General features: G+C 62.4%; 16 protein-coding genes. 13 read left to right on the top strand and 3 right to left on the bottom strand.

All coding sequences use genetic code 11. The annotated features are described in order from the left end of the window. The first annotated feature begins 108 nt into the window (after positions 1–108). The 3 genes from NKI52_RS12820 to trmB all read left to right on the top strand — a co-directional run bounded on the left by NKI52_RS12820 (position 109) and on the right by trmB (position 2,860). Positions 109–528 carry a helix-turn-helix domain-containing protein gene (locus NKI52_RS12820; RefSeq protein WP_023676895.1) on the top strand — a complete coding sequence of 140 codons (420 nt, stop codon included), beginning with the start codon at positions 109–111 and terminating at the stop codon, positions 526–528. 329 nt (positions 529–857) lie between these two features. Continuing rightward, positions 858–2,147 carry a methionine adenosyltransferase gene (gene metK / locus NKI52_RS12815; RefSeq protein WP_023676896.1) on the top strand — a complete coding sequence of 430 codons (1,290 nt, stop codon included), beginning with the start codon at positions 858–860 and terminating at the stop codon, positions 2,145–2,147. Positions 2,148–2,158: 11 nt separating this feature from the next. Further along, on the top strand, positions 2,159–2,860 hold the full coding sequence (gene trmB / locus NKI52_RS12810) for a tRNA (guanine(46)-N(7))-methyltransferase TrmB (RefSeq protein WP_352614602.1): 702 nt from the start codon (positions 2,159–2,161) through the stop codon (positions 2,858–2,860). A gap of 60 nt (positions 2,861–2,920) precedes the next feature. Here the strand turns inward: trmB and NKI52_RS12805 are convergent, their stop codons facing one another. Further along, positions 2,921–3,085, bottom strand: coding sequence for a hypothetical protein (locus NKI52_RS12805; protein WP_352448601.1), 165 nt, complete (start codon positions 3,083–3,085; stop codon positions 2,921–2,923). A 281-nt stretch (positions 3,086–3,366) separates the two neighbouring features. On the opposite strand from NKI52_RS12805, the gene rimP reads away from it, so the two are divergent. The 10 genes from rimP to NKI52_RS12755 all read left to right on the top strand — a co-directional run bounded on the left by rimP (position 3,367) and on the right by NKI52_RS12755 (position 15,746). Then, positions 3,367–3,999: a ribosome maturation factor RimP gene (gene rimP / locus NKI52_RS12800; RefSeq protein WP_023676900.1), complete on the top strand. Its 633-nt coding sequence runs from the start codon at positions 3,367–3,369 to the stop codon at positions 3,997–3,999. Between the two features lie 47 nt (positions 4,000–4,046). Next, a complete protein-coding gene (nusA, locus tag NKI52_RS12795) occupies positions 4,047–5,642 on the top strand; it encodes a transcription termination factor NusA (RefSeq protein ID WP_023676901.1) in 1,596 nt (531 codons plus the stop codon). A gap of 38 nt (positions 5,643–5,680) precedes the next feature. Next, positions 5,681–6,331 (top strand): RNA-binding protein, encoded by a 651-nt coding sequence (locus tag NKI52_RS12790; RefSeq protein ID WP_352455116.1) that lies wholly within the window; start codon positions 5,681–5,683, stop codon positions 6,329–6,331. Next, on the top strand, positions 6,328–8,895 hold the full coding sequence (gene infB, locus NKI52_RS12785) for a translation initiation factor IF-2 (RefSeq protein WP_352570339.1): 2,568 nt from the start codon (positions 6,328–6,330) through the stop codon (positions 8,893–8,895). The genes NKI52_RS12790 and infB overlap by 4 nt, the downstream gene beginning before the upstream one ends. A 123-nt stretch (positions 8,896–9,018) precedes the next feature. Then, on the top strand, positions 9,019–9,444 hold the full coding sequence (gene rbfA / locus NKI52_RS12780) for a 30S ribosome-binding factor RbfA (protein WP_023676904.1): 426 nt from the start codon (positions 9,019–9,021) through the stop codon (positions 9,442–9,444). Further along, entirely contained in the window at positions 9,444–10,397 is a 954-nt protein-coding gene (gene truB, locus NKI52_RS12775) for a tRNA pseudouridine(55) synthase TruB (RefSeq protein ID WP_352455118.1), read from the top strand. The genes rbfA and truB overlap by 1 nt, the downstream gene beginning before the upstream one ends. A gap of 133 nt (positions 10,398–10,530) precedes the next feature. Continuing rightward, positions 10,531–11,625: a magnesium/cobalt transporter CorA gene (gene corA, locus NKI52_RS12770; RefSeq protein ID WP_023676906.1), complete on the top strand. Its 1,095-nt coding sequence runs from the start codon at positions 10,531–10,533 to the stop codon at positions 11,623–11,625. Positions 11,626–11,765: 140 nt separating this feature from the next. Continuing rightward, positions 11,766–12,077: a 30S ribosomal protein S15 gene (gene rpsO / locus NKI52_RS12765; RefSeq protein ID WP_352698258.1), complete on the top strand. Its 312-nt coding sequence runs from the start codon at positions 11,766–11,768 to the stop codon at positions 12,075–12,077. A 418-nt stretch (positions 12,078–12,495) separates the two neighbouring features. Beyond that, a complete protein-coding gene (pnp, locus tag NKI52_RS12760) occupies positions 12,496–14,643 on the top strand; it encodes a polyribonucleotide nucleotidyltransferase (RefSeq protein WP_292654001.1) in 2,148 nt (715 codons plus the stop codon). An 89-nt stretch (positions 14,644–14,732) separates the two neighbouring features. After that, complete coding sequence (locus NKI52_RS12755; RefSeq protein WP_352455121.1) at positions 14,733–15,746, top strand: class I SAM-dependent methyltransferase; 1,014 nt, start codon at positions 14,733–14,735, stop codon at positions 15,744–15,746. 36 nt (positions 15,747–15,782) lie between these two features. On the opposite strand, the gene fabI is transcribed toward NKI52_RS12755, so the two are convergent. Both fabI and fabB read right to left on the bottom strand, forming a co-directional pair. Further along, the gene (gene fabI, locus NKI52_RS12750) at positions 15,783–16,595 is read right to left on the bottom strand and encodes an enoyl-ACP reductase FabI (protein WP_023676910.1); all 813 of its coding nucleotides are present in this window, start codon (positions 16,593–16,595) and stop codon (positions 15,783–15,785) included. A gap of 13 nt (positions 16,596–16,608) precedes the next feature. Beyond that, positions 16,609–17,829, bottom strand: a complete 1,221-nt coding sequence (gene fabB, locus NKI52_RS12745; protein WP_352570342.1) for a beta-ketoacyl-ACP synthase I — start codon at positions 17,827–17,829, stop codon at positions 16,609–16,611. Between the last annotated feature and the right edge of the window lie 101 nt (positions 17,830–17,930).

Genomic DNA, 17,930 nt, shown 5'->3' with positions numbered 1-17,930 from the left:
AGCGCCTGAAAATTTTCGAAGTCGATAAGGTCGTTCTGTTGGGGCACGGGCCGCGGCGTCGTTTGGGCAGCAAAATAGAAAAAGCCGGAAAAATTCGGCGAGGAAAAAATGACAGAAGAAAACAAGAAAAAGCCGAATCCGATCGACATCCACGTCGGAAGCCGCATCCGGCTTCGCCGCAATATGCTGGGAATGAGCCAGGAAAAACTGGGTGAAAACCTCGGCATAACGTTCCAGCAGATCCAAAAGTACGAAAAGGGCACCAATCGCGTCGGCGCCAGCCGTTTGCAGGCAATCGCCTCCATACTCGGCGTCCCCGTCGCCTTCTTTTTCGAGGATGCGCCCGGTCAGGAGCCCGTGGGCAACCGTGGATTTGCCGAGGATGCTTCGATGACCTCCGCCGTCGAATTCTGCGGCAGCCCGGAAGGCCTCCAGCTGAATCGCGCCTTCGTCAAGATCGCCGACGTGAAAGTGCGCCGCAAGATCATCGAGCTGGTGAAGTCGCTTTCCACCGACGAAGTCGATTGACTGGCCCGTGAAGAGTTCAACAAGGAAGGGGTCGTCGTAGCTGGGCATGCAATTTCTCGCGGCTGCGCCATTGAGGGATGTTCATTCCGCAGATGCGCTGAAGCGCAGATCGATTTCGCTCGACACGCTTCCTCGAAGCCGTTTTCCTCAGTCTGTTGGTGCAAGGGCTGATCGCAGTGCGCCCTGCCGCCATCTCGGGATGCAAAGATAATAACGTCAAAATTCATGCCAGAACGGCTGCATGGCTTGACGAGCGACGCCCGGCACCGTTAACAACTGGCGCGCCAAAATCGGCGGCCTGCCGATATTTTTTTCAAGAGGGGACACCCGTGACGCGGCACAATTACTTCTTCACCTCGGAATCCGTTGCCGAGGGCCATCCCGACAAGGTCTGCGACCGCATCTCCGACGAGATTGTCGATCTCGTCTATCGCGAAGCCAGAAAGACCGGCATGGACCCATGGAAGGTCCGCGTTGCCTGCGAGACGCTTGCGACGACCAATCGCGTTGTCATCGCCGGCGAGGTGCGCGTCCCCGAGACGCTGCTCAAGAAGGACAAGGAGGGCAACGTCCTGAAGGATGCGGCCGGCCATCCGATTGTCAACCCGGCCAAGTTCAAGTCGGTCGCTCGCAAGGCGATCCGCGAAATCGGCTACGAGCAGGCCGGCTTCCACTGGAAGACAGCCAAGATCGAGGTCCTGCTGCACGGCCAGTCGCCGGATATCGGCCAAGGCGTCGACAACGCCTCCGACCGGCAAGGCGAGGAGGGAGCCGGCGACCAGGGCATCATGTTTGGCTATGCCTGCCGCGAAACCCCGGACCTGATGCCGGCGCCGATCTATTACAGCCACAAGATCCTCGAATTGCTGGCGGCTGCGCGCCATGAAGGCAGCGGTGATGCCGGCAGGCTCGGGCCGGATGCCAAGAGCCAGGTCACCGTCCGCTATGTCGACGGCAAAGCGGCGGAAGTGACGCAGATCGTGCTGTCGACCCAGCATCTCGATGAGACGTGGGATTCGAAGAAGGTGCGCAACGTCGTCGAGCCCTATATTCGCGAAGCACTGGGCGACCTGAAGATTGCCGACAATTGCAATTGGTACATCAATCCGACTGGCAAGTTCGTCATCGGCGGGCCTGATGGCGACGCCGGCCTGACCGGCCGCAAGATCATCGTCGACACTTATGGTGGGGCTGCGCCTCATGGCGGCGGCGCTTTTTCTGGCAAGGACACCACCAAGGTCGACCGCTCGGCGGCCTATGCGGCGCGTTATCTCGCCAAGAACGTGGTTGCCGCAAAGCTCGCCGATCGCTGCACCATCCAGCTTTCCTATGCGATCGGTGTCGCCCAGCCGCTGTCGATCTACGTCGACCTGCACGGCACCGGCAAGGTCGACGAGGCAAAACTCGAGCGTGCACTGCGCGCCGTGATGGACCTGTCGCCGTCCGGCATCCGCCGCCACCTCGATCTCAACAAGCCGATCTATGCCAAGACGTCGTCCTACGGCCATTTTGGCCGCAAGGCCGGCCGCGACGGATCCTTCTCCTGGGAGAAGACCGATCTCGCCAAGGCTCTCAAGGACGCTCTCGCCGAACCGGTCGCCGAAGCAGTCGCCGCCTAACCGCGGCGCCTATGGATCCGAAGGACCGGCCAAGCCGTGCGACCGAGGCCTTTTTCGGTCGCCGGCGAGGCAAGACCATTCGACCACAACAGGCCGCGGCGCTGGAGAGCGGCTTCGCCGCCTACAGGCTCGATCTGACGGTTGAACCGCCGGCCGACTTGCGCAGCCTTTTCGAAGCCGAAGTTTCGGCTGTCCAGCTCGAAATCGGTTTTGGCGGCGGCGAACATCTTCTGCACCGTGCTACGGCCAGCCAGGCGACCGGCTTTATCGGCGTCGAGCCTTTCGTCAACGGCATGGCCAAGATGATGATGGCGGTCCGGGAGCGGCCGCTTGCCAATCTGCGCGTCTATGACGACGACGCCACACGTCTGCTGGACTGGCTGCCGCAGGCTTCGCTTGACGGCATTGACCTTCTCTATCCGGATCCGTGGCCGAAGAAGAAGCACTGGAAGCGGCGCTTCGTCAGCCCGGTCAATCTCGACCGCTTCGCGCGCGTCCTGAAGCACGGCGGAAAGTTCCACTTTGCGTCCGATATCGATAGCTATGTGAACTGGACGCTCCTGCATTGTCGGGCGCACGACGCCTTCACGTGGCAGGCAAGCGAAGCAGCCGACTGGCACCGGCCCTATGATGGCTGGCCGGGGACGCGCTATGAGGCCAAGGCCATTCGCGAAGGCCGACGGCCCGCCTATCTCACCTTCGTGCGGAAATAAGCGGGAAAGTAGAGCTGAGCACAAGGCGAGCGGGCCGAAGGCTCTCGGCGCTCACTTGGCTCAGAAGCGACGGATCTTGTCGAAGGCTGCCGGCTCCATGCCGAGATTGCGCAGATCATGCGCACGCGGCTTGCGACCGCTTTCCACAGCCCGGGACGCGGCTACGGCGCTGCCGAACACGCTAAAGACATCGCCTATGGCTGAAAAAAATCCACGATTGTTCATGATGGTACCCTTTTGAGCGCAGTGAGCGCTCCAATTGTGCAATGCAACATAGATAGTCGTGCGTGGCCGGTGCTCAAAGGGGGATCACTGCACGGGCGCCATGCATTTGGCGCAGCGCTGCGGACTCGGAGCCTTGCCGTCATGCAGGACGGGCTTGAAACGAGGACCACGATCGTCTATATCAGCTTCAAATTCTTGGTCGCTGTGACGAAGAGTGGGTCCACCCGGTCCCGCTCTTTTTTATTACCTGCCGACCAACAGAAATCGAGTGACAGGACCGAATGACAGTGACGGCAAGCGAAGGCGACGACCGCATCATCCGCGAAAGCGGCATCGATGCGCGCATCGCGCTGATCGTTCAGCCGGTACTGCGCGCCATTGGTTTCCGCTTGGTACGTGTGCACCTGTCGGGCCAGAACGGGCTGACGCTGCAGATCATGGCCGAGCGCGAAGACGGCACCATGACGGTCGAGGATTGTGAAGAGGTCAGCCGGGCGGTGTCGCCGGCGCTCGATGTCGATGATCCGATCGAGAAGGCTTATCATCTCGAAGTGTCGTCGCCGGGCATCGACCGGCCGCTGGTCCGCAAATCGGACTTTGCAGCCTGGACCGGCCATCTGGTGAAGATGGAAACATCGGTTCTCGTCGCCGACCGTAAGCGCTTCAAGGGCAAGATCGCCGAAAGCGACGCGGACGGTGTGCTGATCGAGCGTGACAAGGCCGCTTACGGCGAGGAGCCGACGGTACGTGTTCCCTACGATGCGATTGCCGAAGCGCGGCTGATTCTGACCGACGACCTTATCCGCGATGCGCTCTCGAAGGACAATCGGGCGCGCAAGGAAGCCAGGAAACGCCGCGGCGAACCCGAAGACGCACCAGAGGGTGCGGAAGACGAAACCGAACAGGAAATGTGATTGGGCTGCCGGCCGTAAGGGTCGGCAACAAGCTCGGGAGAAAGAAGATGGTTGTAAGCGCCAACAGGCTTGAACTGCTGCAGATCGCCGATGCGGTCGCGCGTGAAAAGTCGATCGACAAGTCGATCGTCATCGCCGCCATGGCCGATGCGATCCAGAAGGCCGCGCGCTCGCGCTACGGCCAGGAAACCAATATCCGCGCCGACATCAATGCCAACACCGGCGAGATGAAGCTGCAGCGGCTGATGGAAGTGGTCGAGAAGGTCGATGACTACGCGACGCAGATTGCCATTTCCTCGGCGCGCGAGCGCAATCCGGACGCCCAGCTCGGCGATTTCATTGCCGAACAGCTACCGCCGATGGATTTTGGCCGCATCGCCGCCCAGTCCGCCAAGCAGGTCATCGTGCAGAAGGTGCGCGAGGCCGAGCGCGACCGGCAATATGATGAATACAAGGACCGTATCGGCGAGATCGTCAACGGTACCGTCAAGCGCGTCGAATACGGCAACGTCATCGTCGATCTCGGCCGCGGCGAAGCGATCATCCGCCGCGACGAGCTGATTCCGCGCGAAAACTACAAGTATGGCGATCGCGTCCGTGCCTATGTCTATGACGTACGCCGCGAACAGCGCGGCCCGCAGATATTCCTGTCGCGCACCCATCCGCAGTTCATGGCGAAGCTGTTCACCATGGAAGTGCCGGAAATCTACGACGGCATCATCGAGATCAAGTCGGTCGCCCGCGATCCGGGTTCGCGCGCCAAGATCGCTGTCATCTCGCGCGACAGCTCCATCGATCCGGTCGGTGCCTGCGTCGGTATGCGCGGCAGCCGCGTCCAGGCGGTCGTCGGTGAATTGCAGGGCGAGAAGATCGACATCATTCCGTGGTCGCCATCGGCGGCGTCCTTCATTGTCAATGCATTGCAGCCGGCGGAAGTCGCCAAGGTCGTGCTCGACGAGGATGCCGAGCGCATCGAGGTCGTCGTTCCCGACGATCAGCTGTCGCTGGCCATCGGCCGCCGCGGCCAGAACGTCCGTCTTGCCTCGCAGCTGACCGGCTGGGATATCGACATCCTGACCGAGCAGGAAGAGAGCGAACGCCGCCAGAAGGAATTCGTCGAACGGTCGTCGCTGTTCATGGAAGCCCTCGACGTCGACGAGATGGTCGGCCAGGTGCTCGCTTCTGAAGGCTTCACCAGCGTCGAGGAGGTCGCGTATGTCGACTCCGGCGAAATCGCGTCGATCGACGGCTTCGACGAGGACACGGCTTCGGAAATCCAGACTCGCGCCCGCGAATATCTGGAGAAGATCGAAGCCGAGCATGACGAGAAGCGCAAGGCGCTCGGCGTCAAGGACGAGCTGCGCGAGATTCCCGGCATCACCACCGCCATGATGGTGACGCTCGGCGAGGACGGCGTGAAGACGATTGAGGATTTCGCCGGCTACGCCGCCGACGACCTGACCGGTTGGAAGGAACGCAAGGACGGCGAGACGAAGGTATTCCCGGGTGTGCTCGCCAACCACGGCGTATCACGCGCCGATGCCGAGCAGATGGTCCTGGCCGCTCGCCTGAAGGCTGGCTGGATCACCGAAGACGAGCTTGCCGCCGAGGGCGTGCCGGCTGACGAAACCGTCGGTGCGTGAGGTGAAACCGCATCGCACCGAACCCGCCCTTGGACGAGATGAACGATCGCACCTGCATCGTCACCCGCAGGCAAGCCGAACCGGATGAACTGATCCGTTTCGTCGTCGGCCCGGATTCGGCCGTCGTTCCGGACATCAAGAGAAACCTGCCCGGCCGCGGTTGCTGGGTGACGGCCGACCGCCTACATATAGAAAAGGCAGCGGCCAAAAACCTGTTTGCCCGTGCTTTTAAGGCGCAGGTGAGCGTGCCGGCCGATCTTGGCGGCATGGTCGACGCGCTGCTTTCCAGGTCCGCTCTGGGCATGCTTGGCCTGGCCCGCAAGGCGGGCGCCATAGCGCTCGGAGCGACCAAGGTCGAGAGCGCCGTGCGCGGCGGACTTGCACTTTTCGTGCTCCACGCGACCGAGGCTTCCGACGATGGCGTCCGCAAGATAAGCCAGGCGCGACGGGCAACCGTCCACCTCGGCGGGCCTGCGATCCGCGCTTACAAACTTTTCTCCGAGGCCGAGTTGAGCTTGGCATTGGGGGGTACAAATGTGATACATGCTGCCGTTCTCGCGGGAGACGCGGGCAGGGCGGTCCAGAAGCGCATGGTTGCGCTCGACCGATATCGGGGCGGTTCCCCGGACGATCTGGCAATGCTTGCGGCCGTTGCTGACGAAGATGATGCCGCAGAGGATATGGAATGAGCGATACGAAATCGGGCGACGACAAGACGCTGAGTGTTACGCCGAAGAAGACCTTGACGCTGAAGCGCCCCGGTATGGAACAGGGCACGGTGCGCCAGAACTTCTCACACGGCCGCACCAAGTCGGTGGTCGTCGAGACCAAGAAGCGCAAGTTCTCGCTGCCCGGCGACAAGCCGGAGCCGGCGGCAGCGCCTGTGTCCGTCTTCACGCCGAAGCCGGTCGCGGCAGCGCCCGCCGTGCAGGAAGCTCCCAAGGCGCCTCCCCCTCCGCCGCCGGTCGAACGCGGCGGCATGGTGCTGAACGAGTTGTCGCGCCAGGAAATGGAAGCACGCCGCCGGGCTCTCGAGGGCTCGAAGGTCCGCGATGTCGAGGATCGCCAGCGCGCCATCGAGGAAGCCAAGCGCCGCAGCGAGGACGAAGAGCGCCGCCGCCGCGAGCGCGAGGAATCGGCTCGCCGTCAGGCCGAGGAAGAGGCACGGCTGCAAGCCGAGGCCGAATCCCGCCGCCGTGCCGAGGAAGAGGCGCGCCGCCGTGCGCCGCTCGCCGCCGAACTGGCAACAGTCGATGACGAGGAAGAGGTCAAACCGAAGCGGGCCGGTGCCGGCGCACCAGTGCGCCGTCTGGTCACGCCGGAAGTGGCGCGTCCGGCCAAACCGACCAAGGGCGAGGAAGACCGCCGCCGCGGCAAGCTGACGCTGAATTCGGCGCTTTCCGACGAGGATGCGCGCGCCCGCTCGCTCTCGTCGATGCGCCGCCGTCAGGAGAAATTCAAGCGCGCGTTGCATAACGAGCCACGCGAGAAAGTCATGCGTGAAGTGATCCTGCCCGAAACCATCACCATCCAGGAGCTGGCGCAGCGCATGTCCGAGCGCGCTGTCGACGTGGTCAAGTTCTTCATGAAGCAGGGCCAGATCCTGAAGCCTGGTGACGTCATCGACGCCGACACGGCCGAACTCGTCGCCACCGAATTTGGCCACACGGTCCGCCGCGTCGCCGAGTCCGACATCGAAGAGGGCTTGTTCAACATCGCCGATCGTCCCGAGGACCTGCAGCCGCGTCCGCCGGTGGTAACGATCATGGGTCATGTCGATCACGGCAAGACCTCGTTGCTCGATGCCATCCGCAATGCCAACGTCGTCTCCGGCGAGGCCGGCGGCATTACCCAGCATATCGGCGCCTATCAGGTCGAGAAGAACGGTCACAAGGTTACCTTCATCGACACGCCCGGCCACGCCGCCTTCACGGCGATGCGTGCCCGCGGTGCCCAGGCGACCGATATCGCCATCCTCGTGGTGGCAGCTGACGACAGCGTCATGCCGCAGACGATCGAATCGATCAATCACGCCAAGGCGGCCGGCGTTCCGATCATTGTGGCGATCAACAAGATCGACAAGCATGACGCCGACCCGCAGAAGGTGCGTTCGGAACTGCTGCGCCACGAGGTGTTCGTCGAATCCATGGGCGGTGAGGTGCTGGATGTCGAGGTGTCGGCGACCAAGGGCATCAATCTCGACAAGTTGCTCGAAGCGATCCTGCTGCAGGCCGAAATCCTCGACCTGAAGGCCAATCCGGACCGCACCGCCGAAGGCGTGGTCATCGAAGCCCAGCTCGACAAGGGCCGCGGCCCAGTCGCTACCGTGCTGGTGCAGACCGGCACGTTGATGCCGGGCGACATTCTCGTCGCCGGCAACGAATGGGGCCGGGTACGCGCGCTCGTCAATGATCGCGGCGAGCAGGTCAAGGAAGCGCCGCCGGCAATGCCGGTGGAGGTGCTCGGCCTGCAAGGCACGCCGCAGGCCGGCGACCGCTTCGCCGTGGTCAACAACGAGGCCCGCGCCCGCGAGATCACCGAATACCGCCAGCGTCTGGCACGCGAGAAGGCGGTTGCCAGGCATGCCGGCCAGCGCGGTTCGCTGGAGCAGATGATGTCGCAGTTGCAGACCAGCGGACTGAAAGAATTCCCGCTGGTTATCAAGGGCGACGTGCAGGGTTCGATCGAGGCGATCAACGCGGCGCTGGACAATCTCGGCACCGACGAGGTGCGTGCGCGCATCGTCCATGCGGGAGCCGGCGGTATCACCGAAAGCGACGTGTCGCTGGCGGAGACCTCGGGGGCCGCGATCATCGGCTTCAACGTTCGCGCCAATGTGCAGGCGCGTGCGGCAGCGGCCGCGGCAGGCATCGAGATCCGCTACTACTCCATCATCTACAATCTCGTGGATGACGTGAAGGCGGCGCTCTCCGGCCTGCTCTCGCCGGAGCGTCGCGAGACCTTCATCGGCAATGCCGAGATCCTCGAGATCTTCGACATCACCAAGGTCGGCAAGATCGCCGGCTGCCGTGTCACCGAAGGCAAGGTCGAGCGTGGTGCGGGCGTGCGCCTGATCCGCGACAACGTCGTCATCCACGAAGGCACGCTGAAGACCCTGAAGCGCTTCAAGGACGAGGTTTCGGAAGTTCCGGGCGGCCAGGAATGCGGCATGGCCTTCCAGAACTACGAGGACATGCGCGTCGGTGACGTCATCGAGTGCTTCCGCGTCGAGATGGTGACCAGGACGCTCTGAGCTCGAACGTTCGAGTTCGGGCATCCATCGAGACCGGGCGGTGGTCGAAAGACCGCCGCCCAAACCATATGAGACATGTGGTGCGGTCCTATCCCGCGCCCCACGATTTCAGGATAGAGAAAAATGCCCCGTTCAATCACATCAGGCCCATCCCAGCGCATGCTTCGCGTAGGCGAGCAGGTGCGCCATGCTCTGTCGGAAACCTTGCAGCGCGGCGAGATCCTCGATCCGCTGATCGAGAACACGGTGGTTTCGGTCTCGGAAGTGCGCATGTCGCCCGATCTCAAGATCGCCACCGCCTTCGTTTCGCCGCTCGGCGCCAAGGATGCCGGGGCGGTGATCGAGGCGCTCAACAAGCATGCGAAGTTCGTGCGCGGCCGCGTCTCCGGCGCGCTGCGCCAGATGAAGTACATGCCGGAATTCCGCTTCCGGCTCGACACCAGCTACGACAATTTCCAGAAGATAAACGAGTTGCTGCACTCGCCCGAAGTGGCGCGCGATCTCAGCGCCGACGACAAAGACAAAGACGACCGGAAGGACAGCGAATAGTGGCGCGTCGCGGCAAGAAGAAGGGCCGGCCGATCTCGGGCTGGCTGGTACTGGACAAGCCGGTCGGCATGGGCTCGACTGAAGCCGTCTCCAAGATCAAATGGCTGTTCCAGGCGGAAAAGGCCGGCCATGCCGGCACGCTCGACCCGCTGGCGTCCGGCATGCTGCCGATCGCGCTCGGCGAAGCGACCAAGACCGTGCCATACGTCCAGGACGGCGCCAAGGTCTACCGCTTCACGGTTGCCTGGGGCGAGGAGCGTTCGACCGACGACCTCGAAGGCCCGGCGACCAAAAGCTCGGACCGCCGTCCGGCGGAAGCCGACGTACGGGCGCTGCTTTCGAAATATACCGGCGTCATCATGCAGACGCCGCCGCAATTTTCGGCGATCAAGATCGCCGGCGAGCGCGCCTACGACCTTGCCCGCGATGGCGAGACGATCGACATTCCGGCACGCGAGGTCGAGATCGGCCGGCTCGATCTGGTCGAGCACATGGCCGATCGCACCATCTTCGAGGTCGAATGCGGCAAGGGCACCTATGTCCGCTCGCTGGCGCGCGACATGGGCCGCGACCTTGGCTGCTTTGGTCACATCGCCGAGCTGCGGCGGGTCGAGGTCGAGCCGTTCACGCAGGAAGATTTCGTTACCCTGGCCGAGCTGGAAGCCGCCCGCTTCGGCGAGCAGGGCGAGCCGCAAGAAGCAGACGCCCCGATCGACTTCGGTGCCATCGATGCACTTCTGGTCGACACCGCCGCCGCGCTCGAATGCCTGCCGCAGGTCGCGATCAGCGATGATGCGGCAACCAAAATCCGCCTCGGCAATCCGGTCATCATTCGCGGCCGTGACGCGCCGGTAGAAGCGGAGGAGGCCTGCGCCACCGCGCGCGGCAAGCTGGTCGCCATCGGCGCCATCGAGCAAGGCATGTTCAAGCCAAAGCGGGTCTTTATCGGGTAACAGCTGTCTCTCGGCGCATGATCTCCAACCGGATTCTATTTTGGGAAAGGATCATGCGCTAAATCAACAGGGCGACGGCGTCGTTTGCCGTCCGAAGGGATGCGCGGCACCGACGCTGCATTCGAGGGGGCACATGGCAAAGGCTGAGACGGGCAGGAAGCGGGCGGTGCTCAACACACGGCGGCCGCCCGTCGGGGCTTCGCCCGGCACGCTGATCGCCGACCCGGCGGCACGCCGTTCCGAGCTTAGGCTGACATTGATCTCGCCCGAAAAGTTCAAGACCATCGACAATGCCAGCATCGACGACGTCAACACCCATTGCCACAATTGGCCGGTTATCTGGCTCGATTGCACAGGCCTCGCCAACATCCAGCTGATCGAGGAGATCGGCCGGATCTTCAACCTGCATCCGTTGGCGCTGGAAGATGTCGTCAACACCGGCCAGCGGCCGAAGGTGGATTTCTTCGAGGACCATGCCTTTGTCGTCGTCAGGATGATCGACGATGTCACCGCGCATCGCTACGAACAGATCGCCGTCTTCTTCGGCAGGAACTTCGTCGTCACCTTCCAGGAACGCGAAGGCGACCCGTTCGATCCCGTGCGCAAGCGGATCGCAAGCTCGGTGCCCAACCGCTTGCGCTCGCGCGGCGCCGACTATCTCGCCTATGCTTTGATCGACGCCATCGTTGACAGCTATTTCCCGCCGATCGAGGCTGCCGGCGAATTGGTCGACAGCATTGAGGACCAGATGCTGAACCAGGCGCACAAGCATCAGATGCGGCAGCTTCACGAATTGCGGCGCGATGCCAATGTGCTGAAGGGCGTGCTTTGGCCGATGCGCGACGCGCTGGCGACCATGATCCGCAACGACGTCTCTTATGTGAAGGCCGAAACCAAGATATTTCTGAACGACACGCTCGATCATTCGCTGCGATTGATCGAACTGGTCGAAACCCAGCGCGACATGCTGACCGGCCTGATCGAGATGCACTTGTCGCTCAGCCAGGCGCGCACCAACGACGTCATCAGCTATCTGACGATCGTCTCGGTGATCTTCATGCCGCTTACCTTTCTCGTCGGCGTATGGGGCATGAATTTCGACCCCGACACCTCGCCCTGGAACATGCCGGAGCTGAAAGCCTATTACGGCTATCCCCTGTCGCTCGTCTTCATGGCGCTTGTTGCGGTCGGGCTCTTTGCGTACTTCAAATGGAAGAAATGGCTCTGACTAGGCGGAAGTGCCCGTTTATGCAGCAAAAAGCCGGCTTGTGAATTAGGCTGGCCTTTTTGTCGGAATTGCACTATATGCGCCGCAGCCTCGCGCTTTGACGCGTTGCTTGCACCGGCCCCTGCTGGACGACATCCCGGCTGAGGGCGTCCCGTTTCCTCAAACAGACAAGGAAAAACACGATGTCGATTACTGCCGAACGCAAGAAGGAATTGATGGGCGAATTCGCAACCGCCAAGGGCGATACCGGGTCTCCGGAAGTCCAGGTGGCCATCCTTTCGGAGCGCATCAAGAACCTGACCGACCATTTCAAGGACCACAAGAAGGATAGCCATTCCCGCCGTGGTCTGCTCGCTCTCGTTTCCCAGCGCCGCAGCCTGCTTGATTATCTCAAGCGCAAGGACGACGCGCGCTATCAGACGCTGATCGAGAAGCTCGGTCTGCGCCGTTGACGAATTGACCGGCGGGTTCTTTCGAGAGCCCGCCGGTCGCGCATTGGAGCATCGGGTCATCCAAGGCTCCATGAAGGAAGTAGGAAGGAAGTAGAGCGCCGCGCATCGGTTTGGATGCGCAAAGGACGCTCTGAAGTTTAGATTTGCGCAGGATATTTTCCGAAAACCTGGTTTTCGGGTTCACGCGCAAGGCCACTCGGATCGATTGGCCAACCCGGTTTCGAAACAGCAGAGGGCCGCTCGAAACCGCCCATGGACGGTCATGGGGCAGGATTGCAGGACGCTCGTGCGGCACCGCGCCGAATAAGCCGAGCCTCCCGTTGTCTTGCCCGTGGCTGCCCGAGAAAGGAAGCCAAGGGAAAGGGGCATCCGCGCACGCTGAAACGGCGCGGCCCTTTCCGCATACGAAGGACAAGACATGTTCAATTACCACAAAGTGGAAATCGAATGGGGCGGCCGCCCGCTCATTCTCGAAACCGGCAAGATCGCGCGTCAGGCTGATGGCGCGGTGCTGGCCACCTACGGCGAAACCAAGGTTCTCGCCACCGTCGTCTCGATGAAAGAGCCGAAACCCGGCCTCGATTTCTTCCCGCTGACGGTCAACTACCAGGAAAAGACTTACGCCGCCGGCAAGATCCCGGGTGGTTATTTCAAGCGTGAAGGCCGTCCGAGCGAGAAGGAAACGCTGGTTTCCCGCCTGATCGACCGCCCGATCCGCCCGCTCTTCGCCGAAGGCTACAAGAACGACACCCAGATCGTCGTCACCGTCGTCCAGCACGATCTCGAAAATGACCCGGACATCCTGTCGATCGTCGCCACCTCCGCCGCCCTGACCTTGTCCGGCGTGCCGTTCATGGGCCCGGTTGGCGGCGCCCGCGTCGGCTACATCAACGGCGAATATGTGCTCAACCCGCATGTCGACGAGATGCAGGAATCGAAGCTCGACCTGGTCGTCGCCGGCACCGCCGACGCCGTGCTGATGGTCGAGTCCGAAGCCAAGGAACTCGGCGAGGACCTTATGCTTGGCGCCGTCATGTTCGGCCACAGGGGCTTCCAGCCGGTGATCGACGCGATCATCAAGCTGGCTGAAGTCGCGGCCAAGGACCCGCGCGACTTCACCGCGCCGGACTATTCCGCACTTGAAGCCGAGATGCTCAAGATCGTCGAAGGCGAGCTTCGCGACGCCTACAAGATCACCGACAAGCAGAAGCGCTATGCCGCCGTCGACGCCGTCAAGGCGAAGGTCAAGGCCGCGTTCGCGCCGGCAGAAGGCGAAGAGGCCAAATACACGTCCGAACAGATCGGCACCGTGTTCAAGGAGCTCCAGGCCAAGGTCGTGCGCTGGAACATCCTCGACACCGGCTCGCGCATCGACGGCCGCGACCTGAAGACGGTCCGCAAGATCGTCTCGGAAGTCGGCGTCCTGCCGCGCACGCACGGCTCGGCGCTGTTCACTCGCGGCGAGACCCAGGCACTGGTTGTCGCCACGCTCGGCACCGGCGAGGACGAGCAGTATGTCGATTCGTTGACCGGCATGTACAAGGAGAAGTTCCTCCTGCACTACAACTTCCCTCCCTATTCGGTCGGTGAAACCGGCCGCATGGGTTCGCCGGGCCGCCGCGAAATCGGCCATGGCAAGCTCGCCTGGCGCGCCATCCGGCCGATGCTTCCGACCGCCGACCAGTTCCCCTATACGTTGCGCGTCGTTTCGGAGATCACCGAGTCCAACGGCTCGTCGTCAATGGCTACCGTCTGCGGCACCTCGCTGGCTCTGATGGATGCCGGCGTGCCGCTTGCCAAGCCGGTCGCCGGCATTGCGATGGGCCTGATCAAGGAAGGCGAGCGCTTCGCCGTGCTCTCCGACATCCTTGGCGACGAGGACCACCTCGGCGACATGGACTTCAAGGTTGCCGGCACCGCCTACGGCATCACCTCGCTGCAGATGGACATCAAGATCGAGGGCATCACCGAGGAGATCATGAAGATCGCCCTCGACCAGGCCAAGGATGGCCGTCAGCACATTCTCGGCGAAATGGCCCACGCGCTGTCCGGCGCACGTGCCGAGCTCGGCGAGTTCGCGCCGCGCATCGAGGTCATGCACATCCCGACCGACAAGATCCGCGACGTGATCGGCTCGGGCGGCAAGGTCATCCGCGAGATCGTCGAAAAGACCGGCGCCAAAATCAACATCGAGGACGACGGCACCGTCAAGATCGCCTCGGCCAATGCCAAGGAGATCGAGGCGGCGAAGAAGTGGATACACACCATCGTCGCCGAGCCGGAAGTCGGTGAAATCTACGAAGGCACGGTCGTCAAGACCGCCGACTTCGGCGCCTTCGTCAATTTCTTCGGTCCGCGTGACGGCCTCGTCCACATCTCGCAACTCGCCAATGACCGCGTTGCCAAGACCTCCGATGTGGTCAAGGAAGGCGACAAGGTCTGGGTCAAGCTGATGGGCTTCGACGAGCGCGGCAAGGTCCGCCTGTCGATGAAGGTCGTCGACCAGGCCACCGGCAAGGAAATCGTGCGCGACAAGAAGAGCGAAGGCGAAGAAAACGCCGCCTAAGCTGATCTAACTATGCAATCGAAGCGGGCGCGCCGGAAGGTCGCGCCCGTTTGCGTTTCAACAACAGCCTTGCAGTTCAAGAGTGGTGAATGTCCGCCGAGCCGCTGAAAACGCTTTTCCATCCGTTCGAGGCCGGTGCTGTTTCCCTGCCACGAAAGGATGAACGCATACTCTTTCTCGGTGCCGAGCCCGGCTTTCGCTTGCCGGAAGGGTTTGATGCCAAGCTTCATCTTGTCCAAGGCTTCAGGCCGCACTTTCGCGCCTTGCAGGCGTCCGGCTTCGCGGTCACGCCGCAGGTCGAAGGCGAGGCTTTCGACGCGGCATTTGTGCTCGCTGGCCGCCATCGCGGCCAAAACGAGTTGCGCGTTGCCGAAGCGGTCGAACGCGCAGCACCAGGCGGGTTGATCGTCGTCGCCGGCAGCAAGGACGATGGAATCGCCAGCCTGCGCAAGCATGTCGGCGCCCTTGTGCCGCTCGAAGGCCACCTGCCGAAGCATCACGGCATTGCCTTCTGGTTTCGCCGGCCGGCCGATACCGTTGCCGCGGCAACGCTTCGCGCCGCCAATCCGGACTTGGTGGTCGAGGACCGCTTCCGCACGGCCCCAGGCATGTTTTCCTTCGACAAGATCGATGCCGGATCGAAGCTGCTGGTCGAAAATCTGCCCAACGATCTGCGTGGCAGCGTTGCGGATTTCTGTGCCGGTTGGGGCTATGTCGCCGCCGAAGTCGCCGCCCGCTCACCCGGCATATCGGCGCTTGACCTTTACGAAGCGGATTTCGAGGCGCTGGAGGCGGCCAAGGCCAATGTCGGCAACACAGGCGTGGAGCCACGTTTCTTCTGGATAGATCTTTTGAGCGAACCGGTCGAGCGCCGCTACGACGTGGTCGTCATGAACCCGCCCTTTCACCGCAGCCGGGCGACTGAGCCGGAAATCGGTGCCGGCATGATCCGCGCGGCAGGCAAGGCGCTGAAGCCCGGCGGCCGGCTGTTCATGGTGGCAAACCGTCAGCTTCCCTACGAACCGGTGCTGGCGGCCGCCTTCTCCAGCCATGCGGAGCTCGCCCGCGACGGCATGTTCAAGGTCTTATCGGCGCGACGCTGAAATCCTGCGGGGCAAGCCGGCGATACGTCGCTCGCGCTATTCCCGCCCGCCGTCGGTCTGCTTCAATTCGTCAAGCGTCGGCATGGAAACGATGTGATAGCCGGAATCGACATAGTGGATTTCGCCGGTGACGCCGGAGGACAGGTCGGACAGCAAATAGAGCGCGGAGCCGCCGACTTCGTCGATCGTCACTGTACGACGTAGCGGCGAGTTGCGCTGCTGGTAGGAGAACATGTGGCGTGCGTCGGAAATCCCAGCGCCCGCAAGCGTCCGTACCGGTCCCGCCGATATGCCGTTCACCCTGATGCCGCGCGGGCCGTAGTCGTTGGCGAGATAGCGGACGCTGGCCTCCAGCCCCGCCTTGGCGACACCCATAACGTTGTAGTTCGGCATGACACGGACCGAACCGGCATAGGTCAGCGTGATCATCGAACCGCTATCCTTCATCAATGTGGCGGCGTGACGGGCGATCTCGGTGAAGGAGTAGCAGGAGATCACCATTGTGCGGATGAAGTTGTCGCGGCTCGTGTCGGCGTAGAGGCCTTTCAGCTCGTTCTTGTCGGAAAAGCCGATTGCATGGACGACGAAATCCAGCCCGCCCCACGCCTTCCCCAAAGTCTCGAAAGTCGCGGCGACCGACACGCTGTCCTCGACGTCGCAAGGCACCACCAGGGATGCGCCCAATTTCTCGGCGAGCGGCTTGACCCGGCGCCCGAAGGCCTCGCCCTGATAGGTGAAGGCGAGGTCCGCGCCATGTTCGGACAGTTTGCGGGCGATACCCCAGGCGATCGAATGATCGTTGGCAACACCCATGACAAGCCCGCGCTTGCCCTTCATCAATCCGTCCATGGTCGGCAAATCCTTATGCGGAATAGCGCTGGAAAATCAGCGTTGCGTTGGTGCCACCGAAACCGAACGAATTGGACAAAACGGTGTCGATCCTTGCATCGTCGATGCGCTTGCGCACGATCGGCATGCCCTCGAATTCCGGATCGAGGTTCTCAATGTGGGCGCTCTCGCCGATGAAGCCGCCTTGCATCATCAGGATCGAGTAGATCGATTCCTGCACGCCGGCGGCGCCCAGAGAATGGCCGGTTAGCGATTTGGTCGACGTGATGAAAGGCATCTTCTCGCCGAACACCTCGCGGATGGCGCCCATTTCCTTGGAGTCGCCGACCGGCGTCGAGGTGCCGTGCGTATTGATGTAGTCGACCGGCGAGGACACCGTTGCGAGCGCCTGCTTCATGCAGCGCGCCGCGCCTTCGCCCGACGGCGCCACCATGTCGTAGCCGTCCGATGTCGCGCCATAGCCGACGATCTCGGCATAGATCTTGGCGCCGCGTGCCTTGGCATGCCCGAGCTCTTCAAGAATCAGCACGCCGGCGCCGCCGGCAATGACGAAACCGTCGCGATCGACGTCGTAGGCGCGTGAGGCGACCGATGCCCTGTCGTTGAACTTGGACGACATGGCGCCCATGGCATCGAAGAGATCCGACATCGTCCAGTCGAGATCCTCATGGCCGCCGGCGAAGACGATGTCCTGCTTGCCCCACTGGATCAGCTCGTAGCCATTGCCGATGCAATGCGCAGACGTCGAGCAGGCCGATGAGATCGAATAGTTGACACCGTGGATCTTGAACCAGGTGGCAAGCGTCGCCGACGCGGTCGACGACATCGCTTTTGGCACCGCGAACGGCCCGATCCGCTTGGGGCTGCCGTTTTTGATCGTGGTCTCGGCCGCCTCGACGATTGCACGGGTCGACGGTCCGCCGGAGCCCATCACGATACCGGTGCGCTCGTTGGTGATGTCGGCCCCGTCGAGGCCGGCGTCTGCGATCGCCTGGTCCATTGCGACATGGTTCCAGGCAGCACCCTGCGACAGGAAGCGCATGGCGCGACGGTCGATCATGCCCGATGGGTCCAGCGTCGGCGCACCCCACACCCGGCAACGGAAGCCATGCTCGGCGAAAGAGTCGGAGAAGCTGATGCCGGATCTGGCATCGTGCAGCGAGGTCTGCACCTCGTTGGCATTGTTGCCTATCGACGACACGATGCCGAGACCTGTGACTACGACCCGTCTCATTCGCAACTCCTTCCAGCGCGGACCCCGAACCTGAAATCAATTTCCGGAATGGAACCATGCGCAAAATTAAAGTGCTACAGCGTTCATCAGACGTCCAAGAC

Origin of the sequence: Mesorhizobium sp. M0590, from assembly GCF_040320905.1 — a bacterium.
GTDB lineage: Bacteria > Pseudomonadota > Alphaproteobacteria > Rhizobiales > Rhizobiaceae > Mesorhizobium.
Note: the sequence above shows the minus strand (reverse complement) of the source record. Positions and strands in the feature narration are given on the sequence as shown.

What these genes read in the sequence shown, in the direction of transcription:
- NKI52_RS12820 (WP_023676895.1), top strand. Translation starts at nt 109, where the DNA reads ATGACAGAAGAAAACAAGAAAAAGCCGAATCCGATCGACATCCACGTC.
- NKI52_RS12755 (WP_352455121.1), top strand. Translation starts at nt 14,733, where the DNA reads ATGTCCGCCGAGCCGCTGAAAACGCTTTTCCATCCGTTCGAGGCCGGT.
- NKI52_RS12805 (WP_352448601.1), bottom strand. Translation starts at nt 3,085, where the DNA reads ATGAACAATCGTGGATTTTTTTCAGCCATAGGCGATGTCTTTAGCGTG.
- corA (WP_023676906.1), top strand. Translation starts at nt 10,531, where the DNA reads ATGGCAAAGGCTGAGACGGGCAGGAAGCGGGCGGTGCTCAACACACGG.
- NKI52_RS12790 (WP_352455116.1), top strand. Translation starts at nt 5,681, where the DNA reads ATGAACGATCGCACCTGCATCGTCACCCGCAGGCAAGCCGAACCGGAT.
- trmB (WP_352614602.1), top strand. Translation starts at nt 2,159, where the DNA reads ATGGATCCGAAGGACCGGCCAAGCCGTGCGACCGAGGCCTTTTTCGGT.
- pnp (WP_292654001.1), top strand. Translation starts at nt 12,496, where the DNA reads ATGTTCAATTACCACAAAGTGGAAATCGAATGGGGCGGCCGCCCGCTC.
- rbfA (WP_023676904.1), top strand. Translation starts at nt 9,019, where the DNA reads ATGCCCCGTTCAATCACATCAGGCCCATCCCAGCGCATGCTTCGCGTA.
- fabB (WP_352570342.1), bottom strand. Translation starts at nt 17,829, where the DNA reads ATGAGACGGGTCGTAGTCACAGGTCTCGGCATCGTGTCGTCGATAGGC.
- fabI (WP_023676910.1), bottom strand. Translation starts at nt 16,595, where the DNA reads ATGGACGGATTGATGAAGGGCAAGCGCGGGCTTGTCATGGGTGTTGCC.
- infB (WP_352570339.1), top strand. Translation starts at nt 6,328, where the DNA reads ATGAGCGATACGAAATCGGGCGACGACAAGACGCTGAGTGTTACGCCG.
- rimP (WP_023676900.1), top strand. Translation starts at nt 3,367, where the DNA reads ATGACAGTGACGGCAAGCGAAGGCGACGACCGCATCATCCGCGAAAGC.
- nusA (WP_023676901.1), top strand. Translation starts at nt 4,047, where the DNA reads ATGGTTGTAAGCGCCAACAGGCTTGAACTGCTGCAGATCGCCGATGCG.